Below are 17468 nucleotides of genomic sequence, written 5' to 3'. Positions count from 1 at the left end.
GAGCACGCGGCCCCCTCGCCGAACGCTGCCGGTGCGCCGGCCGTGATTCATCGGCTTCGGTCACGGCCACAGTTCCAGGCCGTCATGGCCCTTGCCCCCGTGGCCAAGACCTCACATTTCGCCTTGCATCGCGTCGGCCTGCCCGACGACGAGGTAGGGCGTGCGCTGTTTCCCGCTCAGGCCCCCTGGCTGGGCGTTTTGCTGCCCAAACGCTGGGCACGGCGGGCGGTCACGCGCAACGCCATTCGGCGCCAGGTCTACGAAACGGCTCGCCCACTTGGGGCGGGCATGCCCGTGGGCGCGCACGTGGTGCGCCTGCGCAGCGAGTTCAGCCGCAAGCAATTTCCCAGCGCCACCTCTGAGGCGCTCAAGCGCGCCGTTCGTGCCGAGCTGGAACAGCTCTGGTCGCGTGCCGGTGTGCGGGCAGCGGAGCCGAGCCGTGTGGCGTGACGCTCCCCGTCATCTCCTCGTGGGCCTGGTCAAGGCCTATCGCCTGTTGCTCAGCCCCTGGCTGGGCAGCGCCTGCCGCTTTGAGCCCACCTGCTCGGCCTACGCCTTGCAAGCGCTGGAGCGCCATGGCGCCCTGGGCGGCAGTTACCTTACCCTGCACCGCCTCTGCCGTTGCCATCCCTGGTGCGACGGTGGCCCCGATCCCGTCCCTGAACGCGCCCCGGCGCTGTTCAGCCGCCTGGTTCCTTCCTCCACTGAAAAGAAGACAACGTCATGAATGACATCCGTCGCTCCATCCTCTGGGTGGTGTTCGGTCTGTGCATGGTCCTCATCTGGGACAAGTGGCAGATCCACAATGGCAAGCAGCCGACCTTCTTCCCCAGTGCCACGCCGCCCGCCGCCACCGCGCCGGCTGCGGCCAACGGCGGTCAGGCCGCAGCCCCCGCGGCCGTTCCCGCCGCGTCTGGTGCCGAGGCAGCCCCTGCTGGCGGTGTGTCGGCCGTGGCCACGCGCCATAGCGTTCGCACCGATGTGCTGGACCTCACCTTCAACAGCGAAGGCGGCTCTCTGATTGGCGCTCAACTGCTCAAGCACGCCCAGTCCACCGGCCAGAGCAAGACCCATACCGATGCGCCCTTCACCTTGCTTACCCAGGACGGGCAGCACGTGTACGTGGCCCAGTCAGGCCTGATCGGCGGCAGCTTCCCCACCCACAAGACGCCCATGGCCCTGGTGGGCAACCCCAGCGCGCTGGCCGATGGCCAGGACGAGTTGAAGGTGCGGTTCGAGTCGGCCGACCAGGGCGGCGTGAAGCTGGCCAAGACCTACACGCTGCGCCGTGGCTCTTACGTGATCGACGTGAAGCACGAGGTGATCAACACCGGCTCGCAGCCCGTGGCCCCGCAGCTTTATGTGCAACTGGTGCGCGACGGCAGCAAGCTCGACAGCGACACGCCCTTCTATTCCACCTTCACCGGCCCGGCGATCTACACCGAAGCCCAGAAGTACCAGAAGGTGGAGTTCGAGCAAATCGCGAACAACAAAGCCAGCTTCGAGAAGAGCACCGACAACGGCTATGTGGCCATGGTGCAGCACTATTTCGCCAGCGCCTGGTTGCTGGGTGACGGCGTGCAGCGCGACAACTTCGTGCGCAAGGTCGACAACAACCTCTACTCGGTGGGCACCATTGCCCGACTGCCCGAGATCGCACCCGGCCAGGCGCAGGCCTTGGACGCCCGCCTCTTCGTGGGCCCGCAGGCCGAGAAGATGCTGGAGAAGGTGGCGCCGGGTCTGGTGCTGGTGAAGGACTACGGCTGGCTCACCATCCTGGCCAAGCCGCTGTACTGGCTGCTGGAGAAGATCCACGGTTTCGTGCAGAACTGGGGCTGGGCCATCGTGCTGTTGGTGGTGCTGATCAAGGCCGCCTTCTACTGGCTCAACGCCAGTGCCTATCGCAGCATGGCCAAGATGAAGGCGATCAACCCACGCATCATGGAAATGCGCGAGCGCCTCAAGAGCAACCCGCAACAGATGCAGATGGAGATGATGCGGATTTACAAGGAAGAGAAGGTCAACCCCTTGGGCGGTTGCTTCCCGATCCTGATCCAGATTCCGGTGTTCATCGCGCTTTACTGGGTGCTGCTCTCCAGCGTCGAGATGCGCAATGCGCCCTGGGCCGCGTGGATTCACGACCTGTCCTCGCCAGACCCTTACTACATCCTGCCGCTGGTGATGGCCATCACCACCATGATCCAGACCGCGCTCAACCCGCTGCCACCCGATCCGCTGCAGGCCAAGATGATGTGGCTCATGCCGCTGATGTTCTCGGTGATGTTCTTCTTCTTCCCGTCAGGCCTGGTGCTGTACTGGATCACGAACAACATCCTGACCATCGCCCAGCAGGCCCACATCAACCACCGCATGGGCGTACCCTTGAAGTTCAACATGCCGAAGTTCAAGTGAGCCTGAGCGCCTGGTGAAGGCGCCACGTTCCGAAGGGCCTGCTTTGCAGGCCCTCGCCGTTTCTGGGGCCCGCCCCTTATCCTTCGTTTCTATGCTCGCCGCCTCACGTGATCCCATCGTCGCCATCGCCACGGCCCCCGGCAGGGGTGCCGTGGGCATCGTGCGGGTGTCGGGCCAAGGCCTTGGCCCTTATGTGCGCGCCCTGCTGGGGCGAGACCTCAAGCCCCGCGAGGCCACCTATGGCCCCTGGCGCGATGCGCAGGGCCAGCCCATCGATCACGGCCTGAGCCTGTGGTTTCCGGGGCCGAACTCCTACACCGGCGAAGACGTGCTGGAGCTTCAAGGCCATGGCGGCCCGGTGGTGTTGCAGCTTTTGCTGGCCCGCTGTCTGGAGGTGGCGGCCCAGGCCTTGCCGGGCTTGCGCCCGGCGAGAGCGGGCGAGTTCACCGAGCGCGCTTTTCTCAACGACAAGCTCGACCTTGCCCAGGCCGAGGCCGTGGCCGACCTGATCGACGCCAGCACCGAGGCCGCCGCCCGCAGCGCCTCGCGCTCGCTGGCCGGTGTGTTCTCGGCCCGCGTGCACGCGCTGCGCGACGCGCTGATTCAGCTTCGCATGCTGGTAGAGGCGACGCTCGATTTCCCCGAAGAAGAAATCGACTTTCTGAAAAAGGCCGATGCCAAGGGCCAGCTGGCCCGGTTGCGCGAGCAGCTGGATGGCGTGCTGGCCCAAGCCCGCCAGGGGGCGCTGCTGCGCGATGGCCTGCAAGTGGTCATCGCCGGCCAGCCCAATGCGGGCAAGAGCTCGCTGCTCAACGCCTTGGCGGGGGCCGAGCTGGCCATCGTCACCCCGATTGCGGGCACCACCCGCGACGTGGTGCAGCAGACCATTCAGATCGAGGGTGTGCCGCTGCACGTGATCGACACCGCCGGCCTGCGCGACAGCCCCGAGGTGGACGAGGTGGAGCGCATCGGCATTGAGCGCGCCTGGGGCCGCATTCGCGAGGCCGATGCCGTGATCTTTCTGCACGACCTGTCGCGCCAGGACGACGCGGCCTACCGCGACGCCGATCTCGCCATTGAGGCCGCTCTGCCCGAGGGCGTGCCGGTGGTCTCGGTGTGGAACAAGCACGACCAGCGGCCTGACGCGGCGATTCCGGCTGGCGCCCTGGCCTTGTCCGCCAAGAACGGCCAGGGCCTGCAAGCATTGCGCCAGCGCCTCTTGCAACTGGCGGGCTGGCAGTCGGGTGGCGAGGGCTTGTTCATGGCGCGCGAACGCCACTTGCAGGCCCTGCGCCGCGTGGCCGAGCACCTGGCCGTGGCCGAGGGCTGGCTGGCGCACGCCGCCGAGCACTTGGACCTGCTGGCAGAAGAGCTTCGCTTGGCGCAACACGCTTTGGGCGAGATCACCGGCGAATTCACCGCGGATGATTTGTTGGGCGTGATCTTCTCGCGCTTCTGCATCGGCAAGTGACCGGTTCGGTCGCCGCATGGCGCCGTTGACGCCCGAATGGTGGCCGTTCGGAGCGCAGCTGTAAGGGCAGGTAATTGCCGCTTGTGCGATGCCGTGGTGCGCGGTTCACTTGTGTTCCAGACGCTCTGTTCGCGGCAGGGCCGTGTCTCCCGACCTGCGCGGCTGTCCACGTGCCCGACGGCGGACATTGCCTCGCCAAACCCATGCAAACTCCCGCCATGTCTTTGATGAACTGGGTAAAAGCCCGACTTCCTCGAACGCCCGGCCGAGACGCCCTGATCAAGGCGCGCAACACCGTGCGCAACACCACCCTGCCCCTCATCTCACCGCGGCGCGGGCGCCGGGTGCTGCGTCGCCAGCAGCTCTTTGGCATCGTGCGCGAGTCCATGATTCGCGGCGGCGTGATCTCCACCAGCTACACCTTCAAGGTGCTGGCACTGGACAACAACGGCGATTCGTTTCTGGTGCTCATGGACCTCGGCCTTGGTTCCAAGGACATGCCCGACGAGTACCTGTTGGAGATCGAGCGCTGGATCGAGCAAAGCGCCAAAGCCCGCCATGACCTGGTGGTGCGCTCGGTGTACTGGCGCCGCGTGGCGCAGGCCCAGCAGGCGGGTGTGGCGCTGCGTGCGTCGGTTCCGGTTCAGGTGCGCCGTGAGGCCGAGACATCGGCGCCCGCTCCGCTCATGCCCGAGCCGGCCATGCAGACCAATGGCATCTACGACCCGGTGGGTGCCGATGAGATCGCGGCTTTTCGTCGGGCTTTGCAGGCCACGACGCCCGTGGCGCCCGCTGCACGGGCCTCTGCGCCGAGGCAACCGACTTCGTCGCCCGAATTCAACAGCGGCTTTGCCGCCCTGAGCGAGACCCAGTACGGCAAGCTGTGAGGCCGGCGGGCCTCAGTGGCCAGCGAAATCGAGCAGCGTGAACAACTTCAAGCCGCTGGCGCGCAGCTTCTCGGAGCCGCCCAGTTCGGGCAGGTCAACGATGGCGGCCCCCTCCATCACCTCGGCGCCCAGCTTTTCCAGCAGACGCCGGCCCGCCATCATGGTGCCGCCGGTGGCAATCAGGTCATCGATCAGCACGACGCGGTCGCCGGGCTTCACGGCGTCGGTGTGCAGTTCAACGGTGGCGCTCCCGTACTCCAGTTCGTAGGTCTCTTCCACCGTGGTGAAGGGCAGCTTGCCTTTCTTGCGAATGGGCACGAAGCCCACGCCCAGCTCATAGGCCAGCACCGAACCGATGATGAAGCCGCGCGCGTCCAGGCCGGCCACCACATTGGGCCGCAACGCCGGGTCCATGTAGCGGTGCACGAAGGTGTCGATCAGCACGCGAAACACCTTGGGGTCTTGCAGCAAGGGGGTGATGTCGCGGAACTGCACGCCCGGCGCTGGCCAGTCTGGCACGGTGCGGATGTGGGATTTCAGGTAGGCAGAGGTGTCCATGGCGCCCATTATCCGGCGCACTCCGTCCACAACCCCGGGCAGGCCGTGGACGGGCGGGCGCGAAGGTCGCTCAGGCCAGTGCCTGGAACTGGTAGCCGTTGCCGGCCACTTCCAGCGTGCCCATGGCGGGTGCCGGGAAGTGGAAGCCGCCCATGGGCATTTTTTCCTTCACCAGCATGTCGAAGATGTGCCGGCGGGTCTGGCGTGCGATCTCGGCGTCCATGTCAAAGGCCACGGCCCAGTCGGGGCTGCGCGCGAAGAGCGAGGGCACGTTGGTGACGTCGGCCACGTACATGAACGACTGGCCTTGCGAGCGCACGGTGAACACGCTCATGCCGGGTGTGTGACCGGGGGCGGCCATGGCGCTCAGGCCCGGGGCCAGTTCGGCGCCAGCCTCGAACTTGACCAGGCGGTCGGCCGGGATCTTGCTCATCACGCGGCGGGCGTTGTCAAAGGCGCCTTTGAGGGCCGGCACCGCGGCCATCTTGGCGTCGTCCATCCAGAAGGCGTACTCGGCGGCGGGCACGTGCACCTTGGCCTTGGGGAACACGAGCGAGCCATCCTTGGCGACCAGGCCGTTGATGTGGTCGCCGTGAAAGTGGCTGAGCACCACGTGGTCGATGTCTTCCGGGCGGTGGCCGGCGGCCAGCATGTTGGCGCGCAGCTTGCCGGTGTTGGGCGGGCCGTTGTCGGCAAAGCCGGTGTCGATCAGCAGACGGGTGTTGCCAATGACCACCAAGTGCGGGGTGTAAGGGATGTCAACGTGGTCGGTGGGCAGGTTTTGCGCCGCCAGCAGGGCCTTTACCTGCTCCAGTGGGGCGTTGCGCACGAACTCTTCACCCAGGGGGCGGCGGGTGATGCCGTCGTTGATGGCGATCACCTCGATGCTGCCCACCTTCAGGCGGCGAAAGCCGGGCTCTGGCCAGGCGGGCGTGCCCAGCGAGGGGGCCGCTTGTGAGAAAACCGAGGTGAAGGTCAGGGCCGAAACGCCAGCAATGCCGGCGCCCAGAAAGTGTCGACGATCCATGGGTGCGCACTCCGCGAAGGTTGTGGGAGCGCCAGCATAACGACCGGTCGGTATCAACCGAAACTGCCTGGTCTTAATGGCCTTCGGTCAAATAAGGATTTGGCGTGCCCTCGCCTCGCCGTCTCAGCCCGACAGCAGCTTTTCCTCGGCCAGCGCCAGCGCGGGGGCCATGCCGCGCAGCACCAGCGTGTCGCCCCCTTGCACCACGGTGTCATCGTCCACTCGGCCGGGATGCCCGTCGGCCCGCCGCAGGCTGACCACTTCCACGCCCATGGCCTGCAGGGCCAGGCTGCCAAAGGTCTTGCCCACGCTCCGCCCGCCCATGGGCAGGGTGACGGTGTTCAGGCGCTCTTGTTCGCGCTCGTCCACCGAGTCGTCGTCGGCGCCGTGGAAGTAGCCGCGCAGCAGGTTGTAGCGGGCCTCGCGCTGCTCTTGCACCACCCGGATCACACGGCGCATGGGCACGCCCACCAGCGCCAGGGCGTGGCCGGCCAGCATCAGGCTGGCCTCGATGGCCTCGGGCACCACCTCGGTGGCGCCGGCCGAGCGCAGTTTTTCCAGGTCCACGTCGTCAATGGTGCGCACCACCACGGGCACGTGCGGCGCCTGCTCGTGCGCGTGGTGCAGCACTTTCATGGCGCTGGGTGTGTCCAGGTAGGTCACCACCAGCGCGCTGGCGCGGTGCAGGCCGGCGGCCATCAGGGCCTGCAGGCGCGCGGCGTCGCCGAACACCACCGAATGGCCGGCGGCGGCGGCTTGGCGCACACGGTCGGGGTCAAGGTCCAGCGCCATGTAGGGAATGGCCTCGCTTTCCAGCAGGCGCGCCAGGTTTTGCCCACAGCGGCCGTAGCCGCAGATGATCACGTGCTTGTCGGCGTTGATGGCGCGCCGCGCGATGCTGGTCATCTGCACCGACTGCATCAGCCAGTCGCTGCCCACCAGTCGCGTCACGATGGCGTTGGCGTACAGGATGATGAACGGCGTGGCCAGCATCGAGATCACCATGCTGGCCAGGATCGGGTTGAACAACTGTGGCGGCACCAGCTTGTTTTGCCCGGCCAGCGTGAGCAGCACCAGCCCGAATTCACCCGCCTGCGACAGGTACAGCCCCGTGCGCAGGGCCACGCCGGTGGGCGCGCCGAACAGGCGAGTCAGGCCGGTGATCAGGCCCACCTTGAAGGCCAAAGAGGCACTCAGCAGCAAGAGAACCAGCGGCCAGCGCTCCAGCACCAGGCGCCAGTCCAGCATCATGCCGATGGTGATGAAGAACAGGCCCAGCAGCACGTCGTGAAAGGGCCGGATGTCGGTCTCCACCTGGTGCTTGTATTCGGTCTCGGCGATCAGCATGCCGGCCACGAAGGCGCCGAGCGCCAGCGACAGGCCGGCGTGCTCGGTCATCCAGGCCAGTCCCAGGGTGATGAGCAGCAGGTTGAGCATGAACAGCTCGTCGCTCTTGACCCGCGCCACCCGCGTGAGCCACCAGCGCATCACCTTCTGGCCCACGGTGAGCAGCAGGCCCAGCAGCAGCACCGCCTTGAGCGTGGCCAGTGCCAGAGCGGGCAGCAAGACGTCAGGGTCGGCGCTCAGGGCGGGGATGATCACCAGCAAGGGCACCACCGCCAAATCTTGGAACAGCAGCACCCCCAGCACGCGCTTGCCGTGCTCGGATTCCAGTTCCAGCCGCTCGGCCATGAGCTTGATGACGATGGCGGTGCTGCTCATGGCCATGATGCCGCCCAGGGCCACGGCGGTCTGCCACGAAATCGACCACCAACGCGGCAGCAGCAGCCCCAAGAGCAGCGATGCGCCCGTGGTGACCAGCACCGTGGCCACCACCTGCGACAGGCCAAGACCGAACACATGTCGCCGCATGGCGCGCAGCTTGGGCAGGCTGAACTCCAGCCCGATCACGAACATCAGGAACACCACGCCGAACTCGGCCAGGTAACGAATGCCGCTGGAATCCTGGGCCAAGGCCAGCGCATTGGGCCCGATCACCACGCCCACGGCCAGGTAGCCCAGCATCGGCGGCAGCTTCAGGCTGCGAAACACCAGCACCCCCAGCACAGCGGCCAAGAGGTACAGCAGGGCAATGTCCAGCGAATTCATGGGGCAATGTTAAGGCCACCCCCAGCGATAATCCGGGCATGAGCGACCCCCAATCCTTCGACGTGGCGCGTGCACTTGAGCTGGCGCGCGAAACCCTGTGCATCGAGGCGTCGGCGGTCACGGCATTGGCTGAGCGACTTGACGAGCGCTTCTCCCGCGCGGTGACCATGGTGCTGGCCTGCCGCGGCCGCGTGGTGGTCACCGGCATGGGCAAGAGCGGCCACATCGGCCGCAAGATCGCGGCCACGCTGGCGTCCACCGGCACGCCGTCATTGTTCGTGCACCCGGCCGAGGCCAGCCACGGGGACCTGGGCATGATCACCACCGGCGACGTGGTGCTGGCCATCAGCAACAGCGGCGAGAGCGAAGAGCTCACCGCCATCCTGCCGCTGATCCGGCGCATGGGCGTGCCCCTGATCGCCTTCACCGGGCGTCCCGACTCCACCTTGGGGCGGCATGCCGACGTGGCGCTCGATACCTCGGTCAGCAAGGAAGCGTGCCCCCACAACCTGGCCCCCACCGCCAGCACCACCGCCCAATTGGCGTTGGGCGATGCCCTGGCGGTGGCCCTGCTGGACGCCCGGGGCTTCCAGGCCGACGACTTCGCGCGCTCCCATCCTGGCGGTGCGCTGGGGCGCAAGCTGCTCACGCTGGTGTCCGACGTGATGCGCGTTGGCGCGGATGTGCCCCGCGTCGAACCCGAGGCCACGCTCAGCGACCTGATGCGCGAAGTCAGCGCCAAGGGCCTGGGCATGACCGCAGTGGTGGATGCCGCCGATCAGGTGCTGGGCATCTTCACCGACGGCGACCTGCGCCGACTGATCGAGCGAACAGGCAGCGGCGATGAGTTACGCCGCGTGCGCGCCAGCGAGGTCATGACCCCCCACCCGCGCACGGTGCGCCCCCAGGCACTTGCCGTTGACGCCGCCAGTCTGATGGAGGCCAACCGCATCAACTGCGTGCTGGTGGTCGATGAGGCGGGCCGACTGGTGGGTGCGCTCAACAGCAACGACCTCATGCGGGCCAAGGTGATCTGATGGCACCCGTGTTGCAATTCGATCCCCAATTGCTCCTGCGTGCGCAAGACATTCGCGTTGTGTTTTTTGATGTGGACGGTGTGCTCACCGACGGTGGCCTTTACTTCACCGAGGCCGGTGAGACCATCAAACGGTTTCACACCCTCGACGGTCACGGCCTGAAACTGCTGCAGCGCGCGGGCATCACGCCCGCCGTGGTGAGCGGACGCGACTCTGCCCCGCTGCGGGTGCGCTTGCGCGCGCTGGGCATGGAGCACATCCGCCTTGGCACCGAAGACAAGGCGCCCGCCGCCCAGGCCATTCTGGACACCCTGGGCCTGGATTGGTCACAAGCCGCCGTGATGGGCGACGACTGGCCCGATCTCGCCCTGATCGCCCGTGTGGCGTTGGTGGTGGCGCCCCCCACCGCCCACGCCGAGGTGCTGGCGCGCGCCCACTTCGTTACCCAGGCCGCTGCGGGCGCAGGTGCCGTGCGCGAATGTTGCGACCTGCTGCTGGTGGCCAATGGGGCCTACGCGCGCGAGTTGGAGGCTGCCCAGCGGTGAACCCCGACGAGCCACTTGACGACATCCTGCCCGGTCAGGTGCCCGGCCCCCAGCGCAACGCGGCCCCGCGCCGCGGCGCCTGGTGGGACTCGCTCTCCATTTATTCGCCCGTGCTGCTCATGGGGGTGTTGGCGTTGGCGTCCTATTGGCTGTTGCGCATCACGCCGGCGCCCGAAGCGCCCCGTCCCGCTGGACCGGTCAGCGCCGAGCCTGACTATTTCATGCGCCGCTTCTCGGTCAAATCGTTTGACACCAACGGCCGCGTCACGAGCGAGGTCGCCGGCGACGAGGCCCGCCACCATCCCGACGACGACCGAATCGAGATCGACAACGCCCGGCTGCGGCGCATCGACGAGCAGGGGTTGGTTACCACTGCCACCGCGAATCGCGTGACTTCCAACGCCGATCACACCGCCTTCGTTCTCGAGGGCAACGCCATCGTCATCCGTCAAGCCGGCACGGGTGCCGATGGCCGCGTTCGCCCACGCTTAGAGTTTCGCGGTGAGCGTTTTCGCGTGACGCTCAAACCCGATCACGTGGTGTCCGACCTGCCCGTCACGCTGGTGCGCGACCGCGACCTCCTGCAGGCACAGTCTTTGGACTACCGGGGTGACGACCAGGTAGCCGACTTCAAGGGCCGGGTGCGCGTCACCCTGCAACCCCGTCCATGAGCCAGCGCCCATCGTCCCCCCTTGTCTTCATCACGGGCGCTTCCAGCGGCATCGGCCAAGCCCTGGCCGAGCGCTATCGGCAGGCGGGCTTCCGCCTAGCGCTGGTGGCGCGGCGAGAGGAAACCCTGCTGGTTTGGGCAAGGGCTCAGGGCCTTGATGAGCAAACCTGTGGTGTCTACCCGGCCGACGTGAGCAACATCGACAGCATCGTGGCCGCCGGCCAGGCCTGCCTCGCCCGCCAAGGTGTCCCGGACGTCGTCATTGCCAACGCCGGCATCAGTGTGGGCATGGACACCGCTGAGCGCGATGACTTGCAAGTGATGGTCAACACCTTTGCCACCAACAACATCGGCATGGCCGCCACCTTCCACCCGTTCTTGAATGCCATGCGCCAGCGCGGAAGCGGCTCTTTGGTGGGCATCGGTAGCGTGGCCGCCATTCGGGGGCTCCCTGGCCATGGTGCGTATTGCGCCAGCAAGGCGGCGGTGGTGTCGTATTGCGAAAGCCTGCGCGGTGAGATGCGGGGCACGGGAGTCAAGGTCGTCACCCTGCTGCCCGGTTATGTGGCCACGCCGCTCACTCAGCGAAACCGATACCCAATGCCGTTTCTGCTCTCGCCCGAGGCGTTTGCCGACAAGGCCTTCGCCGCCATTGCCGCGGGTGTGAGTTACCGTGTGATTCCTTGGCCAATGGGGGTAGTGGCCAAGCTGCTGCGGATGTTGCCCAACGCGTGGTTCGACCGCTTGTTTGCAGGCCGCCCGCGCAAGCACCGCCAGGGCGAGGCGGATTGACGGCGCCACTGCCCGTGATCGCAGCTTGATCCGCCCGGCGCGCGGACGAAAAAAAACCTGCAGCAGGCTGCAGGTTTTTTTGTGAGGGGGCTGGAGATCAGTAGCCGCCGCGGTTGCCACCGCCGTAGCCGCCGCCGCCTTCGCGACCACCGCCGCTGCGGCCGCCGCCACCGTAGGGGCTGCGGAAGCCGCCGCCATCGCCGCGGCCACCGCCGTAGCCGCCGCCGCCGCCTTCACGACCGCCGCCGAAGCCACCCGAGCGGGGGGGACGGGGTTCCATGGGACGGGCTTCGTTCACCACCAGATTGCGGCCGCCCAGGGGCTGGCCGTTCATGCCGTTGATGGCCGACTGGGCTTCAGCGTCGCTGCCCATTTCCACAAAGCCGAAGCCTTTGGAGCGGCCGGTGTCGCGCTCCATCATGACCTTGGCGCTGTTGACGTTACCGAAAGCACCGAAAGCCTGTTGCAGGTCTTCGTCGCGGACTTGATACGGCAGGTTGCCGACGTACAGTTTGTTGCCCATCTTTGGGACTCCTAATGACACACAGAGAAATAGCGATGGAGCCCCGATAGCGCACAACAACCTGCAGCACCTGAACCGACCAATCACTGATAGCGCCAGCATTTAAGCCGCACGCCAAACCATTATGCGCGCAAAGCCGCATGGTCAGTGACTTTCTTTCAGGTGGCGTCTTCGCCATTCGATGGCGACGCTTGCAAACAACACCTAATTGTTCTCCCGGGCTGGCGGCGCGGGTCCGTCGTGGTACGCAAGCCTGGCACTGACCCTCCGGGTGGGCGGCAAAAGTGGCGCCCGTATACTTGCCTTTGCGCCGATTTGTTCCGGATTGCGGGCGCTTTAGAAATGCCGCTAAAGGGGAGATTCCCGGTCTCGCTCTTTGGCGGTGCCGGGATTCTGTTTTGAGGGCCGACCGGCCCCAGGGAAGATCGCGTGATCGTCACACCCCAGACCTTTCGCTTCGACCAGCCCCTGCCGCTGCGCAGCGGGGCGGTGCTGCCGTCCTATGAGTTGGTGGTCGAGACCTACGGCAACCTGAATGCCGACAAGTCCAATGCCGTGCTGATCTGCCACGCGCTGAACGCCAGCCACCACGTGGCCGGCTACCACGCCGATGCCAATGGGCAGCCGCTGCCCCGCAGCGAAGGCTGGTGGCACAACATGATCGGCCCGGGCAAACCGCTGGACACCGACCGCTGGTTCGTGATCGGGGTGAACAACCTCGGCTCTTGCTTCGGCTCGACCGGTCCTACCCACGCCAACCCTGCCACCGGGCAGCCCTGGGGAGCCGATTTCCCGGTGGTCACGGTGGAGGATTGGGTGAACGCGCAAGCGCGCTTGCTGGACGCGATGGGCATCGACACCCTGGCCGCGGTGATGGGTGGCAGCTTGGGCGGCATGCAGACGCTGTCGTGGACGCTGCAGTACCCCGAGCGCGTGCGCCACGCTGTGGTGGTGGCCAGTGCCCCGAACCTCACCGCCGAGAACATTGCCTTCAACGAGGTGGCGCGCCGCGCCATCGTGACCGACCCCGATTTCCACGATGGCCATTACCTGGCGCACGGCACCATCCCCCGTCGCGGCCTGCGCATCGCTCGCATGATCGGCCACATCACGTACCTCAGCGACGACGTGATGAACGAGAAGTTCGGCCGCAGTCTGCGCCCGGTGGATGGACAAGATCCCACGGCGGCGGCCGAACTGGCCTATCGCTACACCACGCAAGATGTGGAATTTCAGATCGAGAGCTACCTGCGCTACCAGGGCGACAAGTTCAGCGAGTACTTCGACGCGAACACCTACCTGCTGATCACCCGCGCGTTGGACTATTTCGACCCGGCCCGCGAGTTCGACGGCAACCTCAGCCGCGCACTGGCCCGCGCCCGCTCGAAGTTTCTGCTCGTCAGCTTCAGCACCGATTGGCGTTTCTCGCCCGCTCGCAGCCGCGAGATCGTCAAGGCTCTGCTGCACAACCGGCGTGAGGTGAGCTACTGCGAGATCGATGCGCCACACGGCCATGACGCGTTCTTGCTGGACGACCCTCGTTACCACGCTGCCGTGCGCGCTTACTTTGAACACACCGTGGGAGCCGGACATGCCTGAGCGCACCGTGATGGAATCGATCGCCCGGCTGGTACCGCCTGGCTCGCGCGTGCTTGACCTGGGCTGCGGCGATGGCAGCCTGCTGGCCTATCTGCAGTCCACCCGTGCCTGTTCGGGCTATGGCGTGGAAATCGACGATGAAAAGGTGCAGGCGTGTTTGCGCCGGGGCGTGAGCGTGCTGCAGCTCAACCTGGAAGAAGGCTTGAATGCTTTCGAGGATGGCGCGTTTGACGTGGTGCTGCAGATCGACACGCTGCAGCACCTGCGCAACGCTGAGACCATGCTGCGCGAGACGGCTCGGGTGGGGCGCATTGGCGTGGTGGCCTTTCCCAATTTCGCGCACTGGCCCAACCGCCTGGCGGTGTTGCAGGGCCGCATGCCGGTGACCAAACGCTTGCCCTACCAGTGGTACGACACGCCCAATATTCGCGTGGGCACTTTTGCCGATTTCGAGGTGCTGGCGCGCAGTTGCGGCCTGCGGGTGGAAGAGGCCTTCGGCCTGCACGATGGGCGCGAGGTTCGCCTCATGCCCAACCTCATGGCCAGCACGGCGGTGTTTCGCTTTTCGCGCTGATCGTCGCCTTCAGGCGGTACGTTCACGAGCGCCGTCGTCGCCGAAGTCGCCCGTGGCTTCGGCGGCACTGCCCATGCCTGGGTAGACCACGGCAAAGGTCTGGACGATTTCGTCCAGCGGCAGATCGTCATAAGTGCCGCGGTCGTTCACGTACTCCATGTGGCGTGAGCCGGCCTGGTCGTAGGGGTGGTACAGCGAGTCGTTCACGCCGTCGAACTCCAGCGGCAGCAGGCCGAATTTTTCGCAAAGCGAGCGGTTGAAGGCGGTGGTGACCTTGCGCCAGGCGCCATCGAGCCACAACTCGGTGTAGCCGTGAAAGACAAACACATCGGTTTTCATGGTCTGGCGCAGCTTCTCGGTGGAGAGGTGGTTGCGCACATCGGCAAACCCCAGGCGCGCCGGGATTCCGGCTGCCCGGGCAGTGGCGGCCATCAGCACCGCTTTGGGCACGCACCAGCCATACCCCGTGAGGAGGGCCGTGCTGGCGCGCATGCCTTGGGGTGAGAGGTCGATTCGGTAGGGGTCATAGCGCACCTCATCGCGAACGGCTCGGTAGAGGGCAATGGCCCGCTCGCGCTCGGTGGCGCCCTGGGCGTGCTGCCAGGCAAACGCCTGCACCAGCTCATGGTCGCTGTCGATGGCGCCCGTGGGGCGCAGGTGGAGGTCGTTTGGGGCATTCATTCGCGCACGCTACCAGAGGCGACGGCCATCCCGATGGCAGGTTGGCGACAGTGACGTCAAAGGCCTTTTTGTGTGCATTAAAGATTTACAAAGAACGTACGAAATGCCAAATGAGTGCAGTTAGATGGATGGTTTTGGACGAATCGTTGATGTCGCCGTTACCCCAGTCGGCTTTGTTCGCTGCACCTAAGCGGAGGGCAACGCCAACCAGTCGGCAGACCTCGTGATGTGGTCGGCTCCTCGTGGCGTGGCCATGGATTTATCTGTGTTTCGCTCTCGGGCGCATGGCCCGAGGGGAGTGCAACTTCAACCGATGGAGATGTGATGATGAGCTTATCCACCATTGCCAGCGTGGCCCCAACGTACGGCGGGCAATCTCGCCATGCCAGTGCTGAGTACCTCACCTTTCGGCTGAGTTCCGAGGAATACGGCATCGACATTCTTCGGGTGCAGGAGATCCGCTCATACGAAGAGCCCACCCGCATTGCCAATGCGCCAGCGTTCATCAAGGGCGTGGTGAACCTGCGTGGGGTGATCGTGCCGGTGGTGGACCTGCGCATCAAGCTGGGGTGCGAGAAGGTTGAGTACAACGGGTTCACGGTGGTGATCGTGCTGAACGTGCACGGTCGCGTGGTCGGGGCGGTGGTGGACTCGGTCTCTGACGTGCTGGAGCTGTCGACCGAGCTGATCAAGCCCGCCCCGGAGATGACGCTGGCGGTGGACACGAGCTTCATCACGGGCATTGCCAGCGTGAACGAGCGCATGCTGATCCTGATGGACATCGAAGCGCTCATGTCCAGCCGCGACATGGGGCTCATCGACATGATGGCGGTGGCGGAATAGCCGCCTTGGGCTGGCGATGCCAGCCCAACCCCATCGGTCCCTAAGCCCGCCATGGGGCTCTAGCGTGGCCCACCAAAGTGTTCATTCCGCCAATTCCCGGCGGAATGAGGCTTTTCTTCTCACTTCAGCCCGGCGGTGCCTGGTCGATATCCCTTTGGACAAAGCTCCATTCAGAGGAAATCGACCATGGACATGCGCAACGAAGCAACCCATCTGGCGCGTCAAGACGGTGACCGCGCGGCCGCCCACAACGCCAATGCCGAGTACCTGACCTTTCGCCTGGGTGCGGAAGAGTACGGCATCGACATTCTTCGGGTGCAGGAGATCCGCTCATACGAAGAGCCCACCCGCATTGCCAATGCGCCAGCGTTCATCAAGGGCGTGGTGAACCTGCGTGGGGTGATCGTGCCGGTGGTGGACCTGCGCATCAAGCTGGGGTGCGAGAAGGTTGAGTACAACGGGTTCACGGTGGTGATCGTGCTGAACGTGCACGGTCGCGTGGTCGGGGCGGTGGTGGACTCGGTCTCTGACGTGCTGGAGCTGTCGACCGAGCTGATCAAGCCCGCCCCGGAGATGACGCTGGCGGTGGACACGAGCTTCATCACGGGCATTGCCAGCGTGAACGAGCGCATGCTGATCCTGATGGACATCGAAGCGCTCATGTCCAGCCGCGACATGGGGCTCATCGACACCGCGCAGTCGCTGCAGTAATCCCCGTTTTGGGTGCAACGGGTGCCATTGGCTGTGCGCCTTGGACCTGGCTTTGGCCCGCGTCCTGGGCCCTGGCGCTATCGCCTGACGGTGGATCGAAACGAAACCTCGACCGTGCACCCCAAGACCTTCTCGAATTCGCCGTGCGCGTGAATCTTCTCCCTGGAGAGCCCCATGTTTTTCAATCGTCTCAATATCGGACAGCGTCTTTCCCTTGGCTTTGCGGCCGTGCTGGTGTTGCTCGTCGCGCTGACCGCGGGGGCTTGGCACTCACTGCAGCTTTCGCACGAGGCCACCGCCAACGTTGTCGAGATGGAGAAGCGCTCGCGCAACATGGACGAATGGCTGGCCAACACGCGCCTGAACATCACCCGGGTGCTGGCCATTGCCAAGTCGAACAACGCACCGGCGGTGGATGCTTATTTCAAGCCATTGATGGCCGACACCACGTCTCGAATCAATGAACTGCAAAAGGCGCTGGAGCAAGAGATCACCACCCAACAAGGGAAAGACCTGCTCAAGGAAATTGGTGAACGCCGTGCGCAATACATCGCGGCGCGAAAGGCATTCTTTGACATGCCCGGTGGCGATGTCGCTGCACAGGATGCGGCACTGGAGCAGAACCTCAGGCCCACTGTCGAGGCCTACATCCAGTCGATGGTGGCTCTGCAGAAATTCGAGCGCGAGTTGGTCAACCAGGCGGTGGCCAAGTCAGACGCCGAACTCGCTCGCCAGGTCACGATTCTGTTGGGTTTGGCGGGCGTGGCCGTGGTGCTGGCGGCCCTGCTGGCCTGGCGCATCACGCGGTCTGTGACCGAACCCGTGGCCCGGGCTGTCGAGGTCACGCGAGCCGTGGCGGCCGGCGACCTTACCCGTGAGGTGCACACCGACCGCCAGGACGAACTGGGCGACCTGCTGCGCTCGCTGGACGCCATGAAAAAGTCCCTGGTGCAGACCGTCGGTCAGGTGCGCAGCGCCACCGACAGCATCCAGGTGGCCAGCACCGAGATTGCGATGGGCAACCAAGAC

At 65.6% G+C, this 17468-nt stretch carries 19 protein-coding genes; 14 read left to right on the top strand and 5 right to left on the bottom strand.

What is annotated here, in order from left to right; translation table 11 throughout:
• Positions 1-45: 45 nt before the first annotated feature.
• The 5 genes from ACE3RQ_RS14435 (at position 46) to ACE3RQ_RS14415 (ending at position 4770) form a co-directional block, all read left to right on the top strand.
• Positions 46-450: a ribonuclease P protein component gene (locus ACE3RQ_RS14435; protein ID WP_374522835.1), complete on the top strand. Its 405-nt coding sequence runs from the start codon at positions 46-48 to the stop codon at positions 448-450.
• The gene (yidD, locus tag ACE3RQ_RS14430) at positions 440-727 is read left to right on the top strand and encodes a membrane protein insertion efficiency factor YidD (protein ID WP_374522741.1); all 288 of its coding nucleotides are present in this window, start codon (positions 440-442) and stop codon (positions 725-727) included. Before ACE3RQ_RS14435 ends, yidD begins: the two co-directional genes overlap by 11 nt.
• The gene (gene yidC, locus ACE3RQ_RS14425) at positions 724-2412 is read left to right on the top strand and encodes a membrane protein insertase YidC (RefSeq protein ID WP_374522739.1); all 1689 of its coding nucleotides are present in this window, start codon (positions 724-726) and stop codon (positions 2410-2412) included. Before yidD ends, yidC begins: the two co-directional genes overlap by 4 nt.
• Positions 2413-2503: 91 nt before the next feature.
• Positions 2504-3883 carry a tRNA uridine-5-carboxymethylaminomethyl(34) synthesis GTPase MnmE gene (mnmE, locus tag ACE3RQ_RS14420; RefSeq protein WP_374522738.1) on the top strand — a complete coding sequence of 460 codons (1380 nt, stop codon included), beginning with the start codon at positions 2504-2506 and terminating at the stop codon, positions 3881-3883.
• Between the two features lie 218 nt (positions 3884-4101).
• On the top strand, positions 4102-4770 hold the full coding sequence (locus ACE3RQ_RS14415; RefSeq protein WP_374522737.1) for a hypothetical protein: 669 nt from the start codon (positions 4102-4104) through the stop codon (positions 4768-4770).
• A 12-nt stretch (positions 4771-4782) separates the two neighbouring features.
• Here ACE3RQ_RS14415 and ACE3RQ_RS14410 read toward each other — a convergent pair whose 3' ends face one another.
• From ACE3RQ_RS14410 to ACE3RQ_RS14400, 3 genes are all read right to left on the bottom strand, one after another.
• On the bottom strand, positions 4783-5328 hold the full coding sequence (locus ACE3RQ_RS14410; protein ID WP_374522736.1) for an adenine phosphoribosyltransferase: 546 nt from the start codon (positions 5326-5328) through the stop codon (positions 4783-4785).
• A 70-nt stretch (positions 5329-5398) separates the two neighbouring features.
• The gene (locus ACE3RQ_RS14405; RefSeq protein ID WP_374522735.1) at positions 5399-6355 is read right to left on the bottom strand and encodes an MBL fold metallo-hydrolase; all 957 of its coding nucleotides are present in this window, start codon (positions 6353-6355) and stop codon (positions 5399-5401) included.
• A gap of 123 nt (positions 6356-6478) precedes the next feature.
• Positions 6479-8464 carry a cation:proton antiporter gene (locus ACE3RQ_RS14400; protein WP_374522734.1) on the bottom strand — a complete coding sequence of 662 codons (1986 nt, stop codon included), beginning with the start codon at positions 8462-8464 and terminating at the stop codon, positions 6479-6481.
• A 38-nt stretch (positions 8465-8502) separates the two neighbouring features.
• Between ACE3RQ_RS14400 and ACE3RQ_RS14395 the strand changes: the two genes are divergently transcribed.
• From ACE3RQ_RS14395 to ACE3RQ_RS14380, 4 genes are read left to right on the top strand one after another with little or no spacing between them, the layout of a single operon-like run.
• Positions 8503-9501, top strand: a complete 999-nt coding sequence (locus ACE3RQ_RS14395) for an SIS domain-containing protein (RefSeq protein ID WP_374522733.1) — start codon at positions 8503-8505, stop codon at positions 9499-9501.
• Positions 9501-10046: a KdsC family phosphatase gene (locus ACE3RQ_RS14390; RefSeq protein WP_374522732.1), complete on the top strand. Its 546-nt coding sequence runs from the start codon at positions 9501-9503 to the stop codon at positions 10044-10046. The genes ACE3RQ_RS14395 and ACE3RQ_RS14390 overlap by 1 nt, the downstream gene beginning before the upstream one ends.
• A complete protein-coding gene (gene lptC / locus ACE3RQ_RS14385) occupies positions 10043-10717 on the top strand; it encodes an LPS export ABC transporter periplasmic protein LptC (RefSeq protein WP_374522731.1) in 675 nt (224 codons plus the stop codon). The genes ACE3RQ_RS14390 and lptC overlap by 4 nt, the downstream gene beginning before the upstream one ends.
• Positions 10714-11508: an SDR family oxidoreductase gene (locus tag ACE3RQ_RS14380; protein WP_374522730.1), complete on the top strand. Its 795-nt coding sequence runs from the start codon at positions 10714-10716 to the stop codon at positions 11506-11508. The genes lptC and ACE3RQ_RS14380 overlap by 4 nt, the downstream gene beginning before the upstream one ends.
• A gap of 97 nt (positions 11509-11605) precedes the next feature.
• Here ACE3RQ_RS14380 and ACE3RQ_RS14375 read toward each other — a convergent pair whose 3' ends face one another.
• Complete coding sequence (locus tag ACE3RQ_RS14375) at positions 11606-12031, bottom strand: RNA recognition motif domain-containing protein (RefSeq protein ID WP_374522729.1); 426 nt, start codon at positions 12029-12031, stop codon at positions 11606-11608.
• Positions 12032-12460: 429 nt separating this feature from the next.
• Here ACE3RQ_RS14375 and ACE3RQ_RS14370 point away from each other — a divergent pair, with 429 nt between their 5' ends.
• Together ACE3RQ_RS14370 and metW are read left to right on the top strand one after the other, a co-directional pair.
• Positions 12461-13630 carry a homoserine O-acetyltransferase gene (locus ACE3RQ_RS14370; protein ID WP_374522728.1) on the top strand — a complete coding sequence of 390 codons (1170 nt, stop codon included), beginning with the start codon at positions 12461-12463 and terminating at the stop codon, positions 13628-13630.
• The gene (gene metW / locus ACE3RQ_RS14365) at positions 13623-14204 is read left to right on the top strand and encodes a methionine biosynthesis protein MetW (RefSeq protein ID WP_374522727.1); all 582 of its coding nucleotides are present in this window, start codon (positions 13623-13625) and stop codon (positions 14202-14204) included. Before ACE3RQ_RS14370 ends, metW begins: the two co-directional genes overlap by 8 nt.
• Positions 14205-14213: 9 nt before the next feature.
• On the opposite strand, the gene ACE3RQ_RS14360 is transcribed toward metW, so the two are convergent.
• A complete protein-coding gene (locus ACE3RQ_RS14360) occupies positions 14214-14885 on the bottom strand; it encodes a transglutaminase family protein (protein ID WP_374522726.1) in 672 nt (223 codons plus the stop codon).
• 324 nt (positions 14886-15209) lie between these two features.
• Between ACE3RQ_RS14360 and ACE3RQ_RS14355 the strand changes: the two genes are divergently transcribed.
• The 3 genes from ACE3RQ_RS14355 to ACE3RQ_RS14345 all read left to right on the top strand — a co-directional run.
• Positions 15210-15728 carry a chemotaxis protein CheW gene (locus tag ACE3RQ_RS14355; protein ID WP_374522725.1) on the top strand — a complete coding sequence of 173 codons (519 nt, stop codon included), beginning with the start codon at positions 15210-15212 and terminating at the stop codon, positions 15726-15728.
• Between the two features lie 186 nt (positions 15729-15914).
• The gene (locus tag ACE3RQ_RS14350) at positions 15915-16439 is read left to right on the top strand and encodes a chemotaxis protein CheW (protein ID WP_374522724.1); all 525 of its coding nucleotides are present in this window, start codon (positions 15915-15917) and stop codon (positions 16437-16439) included.
• Between the two features lie 174 nt (positions 16440-16613).
• Positions 16614-17468: HAMP domain-containing protein (locus ACE3RQ_RS14345; RefSeq protein ID WP_374522723.1), on the top strand; the 855-nt coding region annotated here is incomplete at its 3' end.

Origin of the sequence: Hydrogenophaga sp., from assembly GCF_041913525.1 — a bacterium.
Taxonomy (GTDB): Bacteria; Pseudomonadota; Gammaproteobacteria; order Burkholderiales; family Burkholderiaceae_C; genus Hydrogenophaga.
The sequence above is the reverse complement of the archived record's forward strand: the minus strand, read 5'-3'. Positions and strand labels throughout refer to the sequence as shown.

Coding starts and splice junctions, on each gene's coding strand:
- ACE3RQ_RS14375 (WP_374522729.1), bottom strand. CDS start 12,031: ATGGGCAACAAACTGTACGTCGGCAACCTGCCGTATCAAGTCCGCGAC.
- ACE3RQ_RS14360 (WP_374522726.1), bottom strand. CDS start 14,885: ATGAATGCCCCAAACGACCTCCACCTGCGCCCCACGGGCGCCATCGAC.
- ACE3RQ_RS14415 (WP_374522737.1), top strand. CDS start 4,102: ATGTCTTTGATGAACTGGGTAAAAGCCCGACTTCCTCGAACGCCCGGC.
- ACE3RQ_RS14395 (WP_374522733.1), top strand. CDS start 8,503: ATGAGCGACCCCCAATCCTTCGACGTGGCGCGTGCACTTGAGCTGGCG.
- metW (WP_374522727.1), top strand. CDS start 13,623: ATGCCTGAGCGCACCGTGATGGAATCGATCGCCCGGCTGGTACCGCCT.
- ACE3RQ_RS14350 (WP_374522724.1), top strand. CDS start 15,915: ATGGACATGCGCAACGAAGCAACCCATCTGGCGCGTCAAGACGGTGAC.
- ACE3RQ_RS14405 (WP_374522735.1), bottom strand. CDS start 6,355: ATGGATCGTCGACACTTTCTGGGCGCCGGCATTGCTGGCGTTTCGGCC.
- ACE3RQ_RS14400 (WP_374522734.1), bottom strand. CDS start 8,464: ATGAATTCGCTGGACATTGCCCTGCTGTACCTCTTGGCCGCTGTGCTG.
- mnmE (WP_374522738.1), top strand. CDS start 2,504: ATGCTCGCCGCCTCACGTGATCCCATCGTCGCCATCGCCACGGCCCCC.
- ACE3RQ_RS14390 (WP_374522732.1), top strand. CDS start 9,501: ATGGCACCCGTGTTGCAATTCGATCCCCAATTGCTCCTGCGTGCGCAA.
- yidC (WP_374522739.1), top strand. CDS start 724: ATGAATGACATCCGTCGCTCCATCCTCTGGGTGGTGTTCGGTCTGTGC.
- ACE3RQ_RS14410 (WP_374522736.1), bottom strand. CDS start 5,328: ATGGACACCTCTGCCTACCTGAAATCCCACATCCGCACCGTGCCAGAC.
- ACE3RQ_RS14355 (WP_374522725.1), top strand. CDS start 15,210: ATGATGAGCTTATCCACCATTGCCAGCGTGGCCCCAACGTACGGCGGG.
- ACE3RQ_RS14380 (WP_374522730.1), top strand. CDS start 10,714: ATGAGCCAGCGCCCATCGTCCCCCCTTGTCTTCATCACGGGCGCTTCC.